Source organism: Cellulosimicrobium sp. SH8 (assembly GCF_025818875.1).
Taxonomy (GTDB): Bacteria; Actinomycetota; Actinomycetes; order Actinomycetales; family Cellulomonadaceae; genus Cellulosimicrobium; species Cellulosimicrobium cellulans_D.
Genome location: NZ_JAMXMH010000012.1, coordinates 165087 through 179811, shown reverse-complemented (window position 1 = coordinate 179811; position 14725 = coordinate 165087). Strand labels below are relative to the sequence as shown.

Genomic DNA, 14725 nt, shown 5'->3' with positions numbered 1-14725 from the left:
GGAGCCGGGTGCTCAGGCCTGCGGCGGCAGGGCGGCGATCATCGGGTCGTCCTTCTCGATGAGACCCATCTTCGCGGCGCCGCCGGGCGAGCCGAGGTCGTCGAAGAACTCGACGTTGGCGCGGTAGTAGTCGCTCCACTCCGTCGGCACGTCGTCCTCGTAGTAGATCGCCTCGACCGGGCAGACCGGCTCGCAGGCGCCGCAGTCCACGCACTCGTCGGGGTGGATGTACAGCGACCGCTTGCCCTCGTAGATGCAGTCGACAGGACACTCCTCGATGCACGCCTTGTCCTTGACGTCCACGCACGGCTGAGCGATCACGTAAGTCACGACCGAGTACCTTTCTGGATTCGTCCGGACCCCGACCCGGCGAGGGGCGAGGTCACGACAGGGAGACGCAGGACTAGTATCGCTCAGGTCGGGCCGTGCCCGACCCTCCCTGACCAGCCCGTGGACGAACGTCACAGACCCGAGGAGCGCTGCCGTGCCCGACGCGCCCTGGACGACGTGGGCCCCCGGCACGCGGGTGGTGGTGCGCCGTCGCCTCGCCCCGGACGAGGCCACCGCAGCGGGCACGCCGCTCACGGACGTGATCGGCGTGGTCGTCCGGACCACCCCGACGGAGCTGGTCCTGCGCGAGGACGCGGGCGGGAGCGCCGCCCCGCCGCACCGCGGTCACGGCGCGCACGACGACGTCCCGCCCCTCGTGGTGGTCCCGCTCGACGCGATCGTGGCGGGCAAGCCGGTACCGCCGCGTCCCCCGCGGCGACCCGCGTCACCGAGATAGCGGCGTCAGGCGAGGACGACCGCGCCGTCCTCGACGCTCACGACGACCGCACCCCGGGCGCCGGCGTCGCTCAGCGCCGTGCGCCAGTCCCCCGCCTCGTCGAGGTCGACCCGCAGCCGCTCCCCGCCGCCGGGCGCGCGGACCGGACCGCGGACCGGCTCGGGCCGGTCGAAGAACTCCCCCACCGGCGCGTTCGACTCGAGCGCCGCGACGAGCTGCTCGAGGTCGCGCACGACCACCCGCAGCGCGGACGCCACCCAGGCGGCGTTGTCGGTGACCATCGCCTCGGTGCGCCGCGGGTCGGTGCGCCCCACCCGCGTCGCGTCCCGGAAGCTGCCCGCGGCGAGCCCGAGCGCGACGTCCCGCACGGGCGCGTCCGCGACGACGCCCAGGAGCTCGGTGGCGAGGACGTGCGGGACGTGGCTGATGAGCGCCGTCGACTCGTCGTGGACCTCGTCCGTGAGGACGTGGACGGTCCCGCCGAGCGGTCCGGTCACGAGCCGCAGCACCGTCACGAGCGCCTCGCGCCGCGTCGTCCCGTCGACCGTGACGGCCCAGCGTGCGCCGTCGAGCATCGCCGGGTCGGACGCCTCGAATCCCGAGTGCTCGGTGCCCGCCATGGGGTGCGCCCCGACGTAGCGCGACCCGAGGCCGGCCGACCGGACGGCGTCGCGCACCGCGCCCTTCACGCTCCCGACGTCGGTGACGACGGTCGCACCGCGCACGTGTCGCGCGACCTCGGCCGCGACCGACCGCATGGCCCGCAGCGGGACCGCGAGCACGAGGACGTCGGGCTCCGCCGCGCACACGTCGGCCACGTCGCCGACGACCCGGAGGCCCGCGGCGCGCGCCGCGGCGCGCGTGGTCGCCGTCGCGTCGTGGGCGGTCACGTCGAGACCCTGCTCGTGCAGGAGCCGCGCGACCGAGCCGCCGACGAGCCCGAGCCCGACGACCCCCACCCGCAGCCCGTCGGCCCCGCTCGACGGGACGACGTCGGCCGTCACCACAGCAGGCCTGCCGCGAGGTCCGCCGGCGCCGCCGAGGCGTCCACGCTGCCCACGGGGACGTGCGCGACGTCGACGTCGGCGTGCACCGACTCGTCCAGCTCGCCACGCGCCGGGACGACCCCGAGCGTCTTGAGCGAGTCGCCCGCGCGGACGAGGTCGTCGAGCACGGCCCGCACCGGCGCGTCCCACGGAGCGCCGTCGACCGTCAGGACGAACACGTACGTGCCGGCCACCGCCTTGAGCGGACGCGTGATGAGGCTCGACAGGTTGACGCCGCGCTCGCCGAAGGACCGCGTGATCCGCGCGAGCACGCCCGGTCCGGTGACGACGGGAGTCACCGCGAGCATCGTGCGCCACGGACCGTCCCCCCGGGCGCGCGCGGCCCGCAGGGTCGCCGACGCCTCCGCCCGCGGCGCGAGGACGAGGAAGCGGGTCCGGGCACCGGCGAAGTCCTCGACCGCGCGCTCGAGGGTCTCGAGGCCGTAGAGCTCGCCGCAGATCGTGGGCCCGAGCGCCACCTGGTGCGACCCTGCGTCCCGGCACGCCGCCGCGTTCGACGACGCGGCGAGCGGCGCGAGGCCCGTCCGGCGGACGAACTCCTGGCACTGGGCGAGCCCGTGCGGGTGGGCGGTGACCTCCGTCAGCTCGCCGTGGCCGGGCCGCACGAACGCGTCGAACGAGATGTCGAGCACGACCTCGTCGACCGCGACGACCGTCGCGCTCCCGACGATCGCGTCGAGGGACGGCACCACGTAGCCCTCGACCGTGTTCTCGATCGCGACCACCCCGCGCGCGAGGTCGCCCGCGGCGACGTCGGCGAACACGTCCGCCACCGTCGTGCGCGCGGCGAGGCGGGCCGCCCGGTCGGCCCGGTCGTCCCCGCGCCACGCGGCGGCGGCCTGGTGCGTGAACGATCCCTCCGGGCCGAGGTAGCCGACGACGCTCACGCGCGCACGGGGTCCGCCGCCGACGCCCAGCGCGGCGCGAGCGCGTCGGGCCCGGGCACGAACTCCTGCCCGGGCAGGACGGCGAGCAGGCGGTGGGCGACGCCGCGCTCCGCGAAGCCCGCGACGAGACCGTCGAGCGTCCCCGCGTCGGGGCAGGAGAACGCGCAGAAGAAGATGTGGGGCCCGGCCTGGGAGCGGTGGCTGCGCAGGTGCTGCAGGTCGATGCCGGCCTGGGCGACGAGCGCGAGCGTCTCCTGGAGCGAGCCGCGGTGGTCGTCCCGCGGCCCGAACGCGAGCCAGACCTGGGCGACGCCCTCGGCCCGCGGCACGGCGTCCCGGCTCTCCAGGAGCCCGTACCAGACGGGCGCGCCGTCGCCGAGGACCTCGCTCCCGGCGAGCTCGGCGTACCCGAGCGCCGCGAGCGGCCCCGCGGCGACGGAGCGCTCCACGACGAGGCTGCCGTCGGGACCGGCGAGCGCGATGCGCTCCTCCAGGCTCGTCCGCGTCGGGACGAGGGACGGGCTCACGCCCATCGTGCGCAGCACGTGGCGGCGGTCGCGCATGCCCGCCTCGTCCACGACGACATGACCCGTCAGGTCACGCGCGGCCGCCGAGCGCCCGACCCAGACCCACTGCGCCGGAACGGCCGACGCGCCCGTGAGCACGAGCGAGGGCGGCGCGGCGAGCAGCGCCCGCTCCAGCTCGTGCGAGGGCTGGGCCGGGTGCCCCAGGTGCACGACGGCGGAGAGCCCGTCGATGCTCGCGACGGTCGACAGCGTGGCGGTCGTCGACCCGAGGTCGAGCAGCGCGTCCGCCTCGGCGGGGTCGCCCGCGACCCAGCCTGCCGCCGTGGCCGCGAGCAGCGCCTGCGCGCCCGACTCCCGTTCGCTCCGTCCGAGCATGGGACCTCCGTGTGTGTGGTGGACCGGGTCGTCTACTCGCAGACGACCGCGTTGTCCGGCTTGTACGTCCACCGGTAGGACTCGTCCTTGACGAGCTCGCCCTCGTGGTAGACCTTGCGGTAGTTCGTGATGGAGAAGCCCGGGCTGCCCGCGGGCGTCGGGGCGCAGTCGGCCCCCGAGTGCGTGACCGACGTCGGCTGGACGACGTTCGACTTGCCGCTCGACGACGTCTCCACGTCGTAGTACTTGGTGCTCCAGATCGCGACGTGCAGCTCGCCCCCGCCGACCCAGGACTGCATGAGGACGCCGTACGGGGTGTCGTTCTTGAACTTCATGTCGATCGACCCGACGAAGATCGTCGCCTCGCGCCCCGCGGGGTACCGCTCGAACCAGTAGCTGTGCGGCCGGTGCTCGACGTCCTCGAGGCCGGCGAAGAAGCCCGCGTTGTACGTGGTCGTCGCCATCTGCGACAGCCCGCCGCCGACGCCCTCGGTGTGCCGACCGCTCTCGACGATGCCCGCGGCGAAGTAGCCGCCCTCGAGCGTGATCGGCGACAACGTGTCCACGAGCGAGAACGTCTCGCCCGGCTTGACGAGCGTCCCCGTCACCTTCTCGGCGCCGCGGCGCAGGTTCGCGGTGCGGACCGGGACGTTGGGGACCGGGGTCGAGAACTCCGAGACCTTCTCCTTGATCCCGAGCGCCTCGAGCGCGGCGACCGACTGCGCCGGGTCGGACTCCACGAGCTCGACGGTCGCGGTCCGCTCGTCGCCGGAGGCTGCCGTCGTGACGGCGGCCGAGATGGCCGCGGGGTCGATCGTCGTGCCCGGCTCCCCGCCCACGATGACCGGGGCGCCGTCCTGGAAGACGAAGTGCGCGTCGTCCGCGGCGGTGAGCAGGTCGTTCGTCCGGTCGACCACCGACCCGACGAGCGTCGCCCCGTCGAAGGTCAGGGTGAGCACGCCGTCGGTCGCGGCGAACGACGCGGCGGCCGCGAGGGCCTCGGGCGGCAGCTCGGCGTTCTGGCCGCCCACGGACACGACGACCGGCGCCGACACGACCTTCTGCGCCTGCGCGAGCGCGGCGTCCGTCTCCTCCTGCGTGATCGCGGGCTCCACGGGCTCGGTCGGCAGGGTCACCGCCCCGTCCTGGACGAGCCAGCTCCCGGTGATGGCCGCCGGGACCTCGTCCGTCACGAGGGCGGAGCCGTCGGCCGCCGCCGTGCTCGTCGGCGCGCCGTCCACGAACTGCACGGTGCCGTCGACCGGCTCGATCTCGAGGCTCCCGCGCAGCGCCTCGACCTGGGCGTCGAGCGCCGCGTCGTCGACCGAGATCACCGGGGCCTCGTCCTCGCCGCCGAAGAGGTGCTGCCACAGCCGGGCCGGGCTCATCGAGAAGGCGGTGAGCTCCTCGGCGGTGGCCGCGGCGTCGAACGACAGGCCCGCGGCCGCCGGGTCGAGGGTCGTGCTCGCCTCGCCGGCGGTGAGCGTGACCGGCTCGGCCGCGCGCGGCCCGAGCTCCGCCTCGAGCGTGTCCTGCGCCGCCGTCCGGGTCAGACCACCGACGTCGACCCCGGCGACGCTCGTCCCGCTCGGGACCTTGTCCGAGAAGAACCACTGCGCGCCGGTGTACAGGCCGCCGAGGACGAGCACGCCGATGCCCGTCCACATCAGGCCACGCGCCCAGCCGCGCCGCGGGGTCTCCTCCTCGAAGCCCTCGAAGGGCGAGGCCTCCCGCGACTCGTCGGGCGGGACCGGGCCGAAGGCGCTCCCCAGGCCCGCCGCCGGGGTGACCGCGGGGGTCGCCGCCGGGGCGGCGGCCTCCGCCCCGGTCGGAGCGGCCGGTCGGACGGACGTGCGGACGACCGGGGCCGGCCGCGACCACGGGTCGACGGGCGGGATCACCTGCGTGGCGTCCGTCGGGGTCGGGGTGCCGGGTGCGGCCTCGGCGGCAGGTGAGGTGGGCACCACCGGCGGCACCGCGGGCACGACGGCGGTCTGCTCGGCGTCAGGCTCCTCCACCACGGGCGTCACCGCGGTCCGCTCCGCCGGGTCCGGCTCCGACCCGGGCGGGGGGACGAGCACGGCAGGCACGCTGGGGTCGAACGCGAACAGCCGCGGCACGTACGGCTCGTCCTCGTCGTCACCCTGCGCCGCAGGCGCCGCGGCGGCGCCCGCCCCGGCCGACGCCGCCGGCTCCGGTTCCGGCGCGGGGGCGTCTCCCTGCCCCTCGACCATCGCGGTTACGTCGGCCGTCGCGGTCACGTCGGCCGTCGCGGTCACGTCGGCAGCGCCGTCCCCGGCGACCGGGGCGCCCTCGGGGTCCGCGGCCACCGCGGAGGCGTCCTCGCCCGCCGTGGGTGTCTCGGCACCTGGTCGCTCCGCGACGTCGGGCTCGGCGGCGGCGACGGGCTCGGCCGGCCCGGCGGGCACGTCGGCGGCGACGGGCTCGGCCGGCCCGACGGGCTCGGCCGGTTCGACGGGCACGGCCTGTTCGACGGGCACGGCCTGTTCGACGGGATCCGTCACGGCCCCGTCCGCGACGTCCCCGGGGTGCTCGACCGTCACGAGGCCCGGTTCCTCGACCTGGTCGGCGGTGTTCCCCACCGCCTCGTCCTGCTCCGCTGCCGTCGCCGGCTCGGCGGGGTACTCGACCTGATCGTCCGGTCCCGCGGGCTCCGCAGGCGCGTCGTCCTGCTCCGCCACCGCGGGCACCGCGCCCTGCTCGGGTGCCGCGGCGTCGTCGGCCTTCTCGTCGGCAGCGACCGCGTCGGCCTCGGGCTCGGTGGCCTCGTCAACGGTCGCGGGCGCCTCGTCGCCGGTCCCGTCAGCACCCGCCGGCGCGGGCGCCTGGGGCTGCCCAGCAGGCACGGGCACGGCGTCCTTCGGGGAGTCGAGTTCGGCGTCTCGGTCGGTCGGCTGACCCATCCACTGTCTCCGTGACGAAAGGCGCGCGTCGAGCGCGCGACGACGAGGGGTGTGCGGGGATCCGCACCGCGAATCCTAGCGGGACGCGAGGGGGTCCTCGGGTCCGTCGTGCCTGGTGGGACGTCCGTGGAGCGCCGGGCGGACAGGGCGGTCACTGAACCACGAGCGCGGCAGGAACGCGACCGCCGCGACGACGAGGAGACCTCCGTAGATCCACACGTACCCGACGGGCTCGCTCGGCACGAGGACGTCGCCGCCGGGCCCCTCGAGCGAGAGGAGTTGGACCACGACGACCCATCCGATGCCGTAGCCGAGGAGACCCGCCAAACCGCCCCAGGCGCGCGCGAGGGTCCCGGCCGCGAGCACGGTCAGCAGGGCGAGCACGATGCCCAGCCCGACTCCCCCGGGGAGGTCCACGCCGAGCAGGTGCGCCCGGTGCGCGACGGTGCCGACGAGCCCCACGAGCGCGCCGACGAGCGCGCACGCCACCCCGCGGCCGATGTGCCGCCCCATGCCGGTCTCCACGGGCCCCAGGCTAACGCGTGGGCCCGCGCCGGACCTGGTCGCCCGGGAGAGCGCCGCCGGAGGGAGCGTAGAACTCGTGTGAAGGGACGGGCGCCAGCACGTCGTTGCTGAGGGCGTACCAGCCCAGGAGGCCCGTGGGCTCGTCCCCCGCCGTGGACCCCGCGGCGGTCACGTGCTGGACCTGCGTCGCGTGCGCGCGCATCGCCGCGAGGAGCTCGCCGAGGACGGGCGCCACGGGGGCGCCCACGAGCGGGGGCAGCGAGGCGTCGGGGCGCGCGACGGGCGGCAGGTCCTCGTCCGGGTCGGGCAGGGTGAGGTCCGCGTCCGCGGCGAGGAGCGCGCGGACCGCGGGGTGCGCGGCGAGCGCCCGCCGCGCCGCGCGCACCGTGCTCTCGGGGGCGACGGCGAGCCAGAGCGCCGGTGCGGGCTCTCCGGCGGCGTCGAGCAGCTCCAGCGCCCGGACCGTCACGTCGTGCGCGCGCACGTGGTCGGGATGCCCGTAGCCGCCGCCGGGCTCGTACGTCGCGACGACCGCGGGGCGGCGGTCGCGCACGACCGCCGCCAGCCGGGCGGCCGCCTCGTCGAGAGGGACGCCCACGAACGCGCGGGGCGGAAGCTGTTCCGCGGCGACCGAGCTCGCGACGCCCGGCGCGACCCACGCCATCCCGGAGTCCTCGAACCGTGCTCGGGCACCGTCGTCGGGGACCGTACCCGCAGCCGGGAACGCGACCGTGTCGAGGAAGACGTGGTCCGCGACGCCGAGCGCGGAGAGCGCGCGGGAGAGCTCGCCCTCGCGGTGCTGCGCGAGGGCGGGACCGTCACCCTCGAGGTGCCCGGCTCCGGTCGGGTGCGCCGCGGTGTCGATCACCTCGCCTCGCTCGCCGCGCGTGCACGTCACCACGGTGACGCGCTCCCCGGAGCGCGCCCACGTCGCGAGGAGCGCGCCCGTGGCGAGCGTCTCGTCGTCGGGGTGGGCGTGGACGGCCAGCAGGCCGCCGTCGGGCACGACGGCGGCCAGCTGGAACGACGGGGCGGTCACCCGCGCGGCGACGTCAGGCGCGCTTGGCGCGGGACGTGGCGCGGGCGCGCTCGGTCTGGTCGAGCAGCACCTTGCGGATGCGCACGACCTCGGGCGTGACCTCGACGCACTCGTCCTCGCGCGCGAACTCGAGCGACTCCTCGAGCGTGAGGTGACGCGGCGGGATGAGGTTCTCGAAGTTGTCGGCCGTCGAGGACCGCATGTTCGTGAGCTTCTTCTCCTTGGTGATGTTCACGTCCATGTCCTCGTTGCGAGAGTTCTCGCCGACGATCATGCCCTCGTAGACCTCCTGGGTGGGGTCGACGAAGAACGAGCCGCGCTCCTGGAGGTTGATCATGGCGAAGGGCGTCACCTTGCCGGCGCGGTCGGCCACGAGCGAGCCCGTCGTGCGGGTCTCGATGTGCCCGGCCCACGGCTCGTAGCCCTCGGAGATCGAGGCCGCGATGCCGGTGCCACGGGTCTCCGTGAGGAAGCGCGTGCGGAAGCCGATGAGCCCGCGCGCCGGGACCATGAACTCCATGCGGATCCAGCCGGTGCCGTGGTTGGACATGGTCTCCATGCGGCCCTTGCGCTGCGCGAGGAGCTGGGTGACGTTGCCGAGGTACTCCTCGGGGACGTCGATCGTCATGCGCTCCATCGGCTCGTGGGTCTTGCCGTCGATCGTGCGCGTGACGACCTGCGGCTTGCCGACCGTGAGCTCGAAGCCCTCGCGGCGCATCTGCTCGACGAGGATCGCCAGCGCGAGCTCGCCGCGGCCCTGGACCTCCCACGCGTCGGGACGCTCGGTCGGCAGGACGCGCAGCGACACGTTGCCGACGAGCTCGGTGTCGAGGCGGTCCTTGACCTGGCGCGCGGTGACCTTGTGGCCCTTGCCGCCCTTGCCCGCCAGCGGCGAGGTGTTGATCCCGATGGTCATCGAGATCGCCGGGTCGTCGACCGTGATGAGCGGGAGGGGGCGCGGGTCCTCGGGGTCGGTGAGGGTCTCGCCGATCGTGATGTCCGCGATGCCCGCGACGGCGACGATGTCGCCGGGCGCGGCCGACTCCGTGGGGACGCGGTCGAGCGCCTTGGTCTCGAGGAGCTCGGTGATCTTGACGTTCTGGAGCGTGCCGTCGTGCCGGGCCCACGCGACGACCTGGCCCTTGCGGAGCTCGCCGTTGAAGATGCGCAGCAGCGCGAGGCGACCGAGGAACGGCGACGCGTCGAGGTTCGTGACGTGCGCCTGGAGCGGCGCGCCCTCGTCGTACGTCGGCGCGGGGATCTTCTCGAGGATGGTCGTGAAGAGTGGCTCGAGGTCCTCGTTCGAGGGAAGCTGGCCGTCGAGCGGCTGGTCGAGCGACGCGCGCCCGGCCTTGGCCGACGCGTAGACCACCGGGACGTCGAGGATCGCGTCGAGGTCGAGGTCGGGGACCTCGTCGGCGAGGTCGGACGCCAGGCCGAGCAGCAGGTCGGTCGCCTCGGCGACGACCTCGGTGATGCGCGAGTCCGGACGGTCGACCTTGTTGACGACGATGATGACCGGCAGCTTCGCGGCGAGCGCCTTGCGCAGCACGAACCGGGTCTGCGGGAGCGGGCCCTCGCTCGCGTCGACGAGGAGGACGACGCCGTCGACCATGGAGAGGCCACGCTCGACCTCGCCGCCGAAGTCGGCGTGCCCGGGCGTGTCGATCACGTTGATCGTGATGCCGTCGGGCTCCCCCACCGCGGCGGCGGCCGGGCCCGCATAACGGACCGCGGTGTTCTTCGCGAGGATGGTGATGCCCTTCTCGCGCTCGAGGTCACCGGAGTCCATGACGCGGTCGTCCACGTGCTGGTGCGCGGAGAAGGCGCCGGACTGGCGCAGCATCGCGTCGACGAGCGTGGTCTTGCCGTGGTCGACGTGGGCGACGATCGCCACGTTGCGCAGGTCGGAGCGCACAGACATCTACGGTTCTCATTTCGTGGGGTTCGAGGGGCGACGACGGCCGGCCACCTCTGCGCGCACGGCGCGGGAGCAGCCCGCCGCGGCATCACGGAGCACGGGCCGTCACCCGGGCACGGCTATCCTACCGGGTCGCGGTTCCCGCCACCATGACCCGCGTCACTCTCGCGCATCCCTCGCCGTGCCGGGGCCCGTGCCGGGCCCGTGACGGCCCTCGTCGCGGCGCCGTCGACGTCACCGCGGCGAGCCCTTGCGCGGGCGCCGGGCCAGCGCGCGCCACCGGTCCGGCCGGTCGGGGTAGAGCTCTTCCCACTGCTCCGAGATGCTCTCCGAGACCCGCGTGGTCACGTGCTCCGTCAGCTCCGTGCGCGCCGCCCGGCGCTCGGCGCGCAGGATCGCGGCGTGCTCCGCACGCAGGGCGCGGACGGTCGAGACGGCCATCCCGATCATGACGACGGAGAACGGCAGCGCGATGAGGATCGCCGCGGTCTGGAGCGCCTGCAGCCCGCCCGCGAGCAGGAGCGCGATGGCCAGCAGGCCCGAGACGCCGGCCCAGAAGATGCGGCTCCACGTGGGCGGGTTCGGGTTGCCCCCGCTCGCGAGCATGTCCACCACGAGCGAGCCGGAGTCCGACGACGTCACGAAGAACACGACGATCAGCAGGATCCCCACGACCGAGAGGACGTTGCCGAGCGGCAGACCGTCGAAGAGCTGGAACAGCGTCGTGTCGGTGTCGACCGCGCCGTCGACGAGCATGCTGCCCGGCTCGGTCAGCTCACGGTAGAGCGCCGACCCGCCGAAGATCGAGAACCACAGGGTCGTGACGACCGTCGGGACGAGGAGCGTGCCGAGGACGAACTCCCGCACGGTGCGCCCGCGCGAGATCCGGGCGATGAAGACCCCCACGAAGGGCGCCCAGGAGATCCACCAGCCCCAGTAGAAGATCGTCCAGGACGACTGCCACTCGAGCCCGGCCTCGCCCTGGAACGCGGTCGTGTCGAAGGACAGCCGCACGATGTTCTGGACGTAGTAGCCGAGCGACTGGACCCACTCCCGCAGGAGGAAGAGGGTCGGCCCCAGGGCCAGCACGAGGACCAGCACGACCCCCGCCAGGATCATGTTGCCGTTGGACAACCACTTGATCCCCTTGCCGAGCCCCGACACGACCGAGATCGTCGCAAGGGCGGAGATCGCCGCGATGAGACCGATCTCGAGCGCCGTGCTGGGCTGCACCACGTCGAGGTAGCCGAGGCCCGCCGCGATCTGGAGGACACCGAAGCCGAGGGAGGTCGCGACGCCGAAGACGGTCCCGATGATCGCGACGACGTCGATGACGTCCCCGAGCCGACCCCGGACCCGGTCCCCGAACAGCGGCTCGAGGGCCCAGCGGATCGACACCGGCCTGCCCTTGCGGTGGATCGCGTACGCGAGCGCGAGACCCGCCACGACGTAGATCGCCCACGCGTGGACCCCCCAGTGGAGGTAGCTCTGCCCCATGGCGGCCTGGGCGAGCGCCGGGTCGCTCCCCTCGACGCCCGGCTTGGGGCTCACGTAGTGCGACAGCGGCTCCGCCACGCCCCAGTAGACGAGCCCGATCCCCATGCCCGTCGCGAAGAGCATCGCGAACCAGACGGGTAGCCGGAACAACGGCTCGTCCTCGTCCTTGCCGAGCACGATGTCGCCGAAGCGGCTCAGGCCCATCCACAGGGAGAACACGACGAACCCCGCCACGACGATCACGTAGTACCAGCCGAAGACCCCGATGACGTCACGCTGGAGCGTGTTCATGAGCGCCGTCACCGTGTCGGTGAAGAAGACGGTCGCCAGCACGAAGAGCAGGATGATCCCGGCCGCCGGGTAGAAGACCCGGGGGTCGGGACGCCCCGTGCGCGGGCTGTCGAGATCATCGGCCGCGGTCGCCCCGTGAGCCGGGCCTCCCGCGTCGACCGGTGCGGGCTGGTCCGCGCCGGGCTTCCCGGAGGCGTCGTCGGCTGGGCTCATGCCTCCCAGGCTTGCCGCGCGGACCCCGCCCGGCAACCGGAACGCCCCGGCGTGGGCCACGATCGTGGCCCGCGCCGGGGCGTCGGTGTCATCGGTCGGGCGAGCTCGTGCGCTCGACCCGGTGAGATCGCCCGGGGCTCAGAACCCCGCGCCCGCCGTGGGCGGTGCGCTGCGTTCGTGGTCGATGTCCTCGCGAGACTCGGCGAGCGAGCGCTCCTCGTCCACCAACGACGACAGCTCGTCGTTCGCGATGTCGCGCGCCGCCGCCTCGAGCAGCGCGTCTCGCGCCGCACGACGCTCGCGCTGCGCGGCCGGGTCCGGCACCGGCACCGCGGCGAGGAGCCGCTGCGTGTACGGGTGCCGCGGGGCGTGCACGATCTGGGACGTCTCGCCCACCTCGACGAGCTTGCCCTTGTGCATGACGGCGATGCGGTCCGACAGCATCTCGACGACCGCGAGGTCGTGCGAGATGAAGAGGCACGCGAAGCCGTGCTCGCGCTGCAGGTCCGTGAACAGGTCGAGCACCTTGGCCTGCACGGACACGTCGAGCGCCGACGTCGGCTCGTCCGCCACGAGCAGCTTGGGCTCGAGCGAGAGCGCACGCGCGATGCCGACGCGCTGGCGCTGACCGCCCGAGAGCTCGTGCGGGTAGCGGTTGCGCATCGCGCGCGGCAGCTCGACCTGGTCGAGCAGGCGCTCGACCTCGCGGCTGAGCTCCTTGCCCTTCACGCCCTTGTGCAGCATGAGCGGCTCGCCGATGGACTCGCCGATCGGCAGGCGCGGGTTGAGCGACGACCCCGGGTCCTGGAACACGATGCCGACCTCGGTGCGCAGCGGCTTGAGGTCCCTGGGCGTGGCGCCCACCATGTTCCTGCCGACGATCTCGAGCGAACCGCCCGTGACGGGCAGCAGGCCGACGGCCGCGCGGCCGATCGTCGTCTTGCCCGAGCCCGACTCGCCGACGAGCCCGAGCACCTCGCCCTGGCGGATCTGCATCGACACCTCGTCGACCGCGCGGAACGCGGCCTGGCGGCGTCGACCCGGGTACTCGATGACCATGTCCTGCGCGTCGAGGACCAGGGCGCGGTCCTGCGTCGTGGCGGCCGGGACACGGTCCGTCGTCGTGGTCGCGTCGCGCGTGGACCCGAGGTGCGGCACCGCCTCGAGGAGGCGGATCGTGTACGGGTGCTGGGGCGCGCCGAAGATCTCCGCCGACGTCCCACGCTCGACGACCTGGCCGTCCTTCATGACCATGATCGAGTCCGCCATGTCCGCGACCACGCCCATGTCGTGCGTGATGAGGATGATCGCCGCGTCGACCCGGTACCGCAGGTCGCGCAGGAGCTTGAGGATCTCGGCCTGGACCGTGACGTCGAGCGCCGTGGTCGGCTCGTCCGCGACGAGCAGCTTGGGGTCGCACGCGAGCGCCTGGGCGATCATCGCGCGCTGGCGCTGGCCGCCGGAGAGCTGGTGCGGGTACGCGTCGAAGCGACGCTCGGGCTCCGGGATCTCGACGAGCCGCAGGAGCTCGATCGCGCGCTTCTTCGCGTCGGCCGGGCCGACGTTGAAGTGCGTCCGGATGGTCTCGACGATCTGGAAGCCCACCGTGTACACGGGGTTCAGCGCCGTCATCGGCTCCTGGAAGATCATGGAGATCTCCTTGCCGCGGACGTGCCGCAGCGAGCCGTGCGACATGCCGATGAGCTCGCGGTCGCCGAGCTTCGCGGAGCCGCGCGCGCGCCCGTTCGGCGGGAGCAGGCCCAGCAGCGCGAGCGACGACTGGGACTTGCCCGAGCCGGACTCGCCGACGATCGCGAGGACCTCACCGGAGTGGAGGTCGTAGCTCACGTCCGTGGCGGCGGGGTACCAGGCCTTGTCGACGTAGAAGTCCACGCCGAGGTTGCGCACGGTCAGCACGGGGCTGCCCTGGCGCGCGGCCGGGGCCGCGGGAGACGTCTCGATGGCCACGCTGATCAGTGTCCTTCCTGCTGGAGCCGGCGCTCGTGGCGCCGCGACTCTGCGAGCATGGGCGCATGGGTCCCACGCTGGTCTTCCGTTCGACGTACGGCCGAGTCCTCACGCTGGCGACGGGCGCCGTCGCCGTCGCGCTGGTCGTGGTCACGGCCATGACGGGGGACGCCGGCGCGATCGTGGGGGCTCTGGTGCCCACCGCGCTCGTGACGTACCTCGTCTGGATGCTGTTCTGGCGTCCCGCCGTGGAGGTGTCCGACGGCGGCGTCGAGGTCCGCAACGTGACCCGCACCGTCCACGTGCCGTGGACCGCGTACGAGGGCGTCGAGACCCGGTACTCGCTCGAGGTGCGCTACGACGGCGGACGCGTGACCGCCTGGGCGGCGCCCCGGTCGAGCGGGTCGGCCCGCTGGCTGCGGAGCTCCCGCCGGCACCCCGTGGACCGCGAGCGTGTGGTCACCGGCGCGAACGCCGAGACGGTCGCCGAGGCCGTGACGCAGCGGCACGGCCTGCTCGTGGCCGCCGGTCACCTCGACCGCGCGATGCCGGGCGCTCCCGGTGCGCGCACGACGTGGCACGTCGTGCAGCTCGCCGTGCTGGGCGCGCTCGTCGCGGGGACGGTCGTGGCGCTCACCGCCTGACCGCGGCGCGCCGCGCCGCCCGAGAGGTCCACGACCTCCCGGGCGGGCGGCGACGACGGC

At 74.1% G+C, this 14725-nt stretch carries 12 protein-coding genes; 2 read left to right on the top strand and 10 right to left on the bottom strand.

The features are described 5' to 3' along the window. Nucleotides 1–12: 12 nt before the first annotated feature. A complete protein-coding gene (fdxA, locus tag NF338_RS17195; protein WP_024841122.1) occupies nucleotides 13–330 on the bottom strand; it encodes a ferredoxin in 318 nt (105 codons plus the stop codon). 154 nt (nucleotides 331–484) lie between these two features. Between fdxA and NF338_RS17190 the strand changes: the two genes are divergently transcribed. After that, on the top strand, nucleotides 485–787 hold the full coding sequence (locus NF338_RS17190; RefSeq protein ID WP_264031906.1) for a hypothetical protein: 303 nt from the start codon (nucleotides 485–487) through the stop codon (nucleotides 785–787). 5 nt (nucleotides 788–792) lie between these two features. On the opposite strand, the gene NF338_RS17185 is transcribed toward NF338_RS17190, so the two are convergent. The 9 genes from NF338_RS17185 to NF338_RS17145 form a co-directional block, all read right to left on the bottom strand. Further along, nucleotides 793–1791: a prephenate dehydrogenase gene (locus NF338_RS17185; protein WP_264031905.1), complete on the bottom strand. Its 999-nt coding sequence runs from the start codon at nucleotides 1789–1791 to the stop codon at nucleotides 793–795. Continuing rightward, the gene (locus tag NF338_RS17180) at nucleotides 1788–2741 is read right to left on the bottom strand and encodes a prephenate dehydratase (protein ID WP_264031904.1); all 954 of its coding nucleotides are present in this window, start codon (nucleotides 2739–2741) and stop codon (nucleotides 1788–1790) included. The genes NF338_RS17185 and NF338_RS17180 overlap by 4 nt, the downstream gene beginning before the upstream one ends. Beyond that, nucleotides 2738–3643 (bottom strand): hypothetical protein, encoded by a 906-nt coding sequence (locus NF338_RS17175; protein WP_087471540.1) that lies wholly within the window; start codon nucleotides 3641–3643, stop codon nucleotides 2738–2740. The genes NF338_RS17180 and NF338_RS17175 overlap by 4 nt, the downstream gene beginning before the upstream one ends. 32 nt (nucleotides 3644–3675) lie before the next feature. Next, nucleotides 3676–6510, bottom strand: a complete 2835-nt coding sequence (locus NF338_RS17170; RefSeq protein ID WP_264031903.1) for a VanW family protein — start codon at nucleotides 6508–6510, stop codon at nucleotides 3676–3678. A gap of 132 nt (nucleotides 6511–6642) precedes the next feature. Then, entirely contained in the window at nucleotides 6643–7092 is a 450-nt protein-coding gene (locus NF338_RS17165; RefSeq protein WP_264031902.1) for a hypothetical protein, read from the bottom strand. A gap of 10 nt (nucleotides 7093–7102) precedes the next feature. Next, nucleotides 7103–8131: a PIG-L family deacetylase gene (locus NF338_RS17160; RefSeq protein WP_264031901.1), complete on the bottom strand. Its 1029-nt coding sequence runs from the start codon at nucleotides 8129–8131 to the stop codon at nucleotides 7103–7105. A gap of 13 nt (nucleotides 8132–8144) precedes the next feature. Continuing rightward, nucleotides 8145–10055, bottom strand: a complete 1911-nt coding sequence (typA, locus tag NF338_RS17155) for a translational GTPase TypA (RefSeq protein WP_087471537.1) — start codon at nucleotides 10053–10055, stop codon at nucleotides 8145–8147. A 231-nt stretch (nucleotides 10056–10286) separates the two neighbouring features. Further along, nucleotides 10287–12053, bottom strand: a complete 1767-nt coding sequence (locus tag NF338_RS17150) for a BCCT family transporter (RefSeq protein WP_264031899.1) — start codon at nucleotides 12051–12053, stop codon at nucleotides 10287–10289. A gap of 138 nt (nucleotides 12054–12191) precedes the next feature. Then, nucleotides 12192–14021: an ABC transporter ATP-binding protein gene (locus NF338_RS17145; RefSeq protein WP_244286089.1), complete on the bottom strand. Its 1830-nt coding sequence runs from the start codon at nucleotides 14019–14021 to the stop codon at nucleotides 12192–12194. A 65-nt stretch (nucleotides 14022–14086) separates the two neighbouring features. On the opposite strand from NF338_RS17145, the gene NF338_RS17140 reads away from it, so the two are divergent. Beyond that, entirely contained in the window at nucleotides 14087–14665 is a 579-nt protein-coding gene (locus NF338_RS17140) for a PH domain-containing protein (RefSeq protein ID WP_264031898.1), read from the top strand. The last annotated feature ends 60 nt before the right edge of the window (nucleotides 14666–14725 follow it).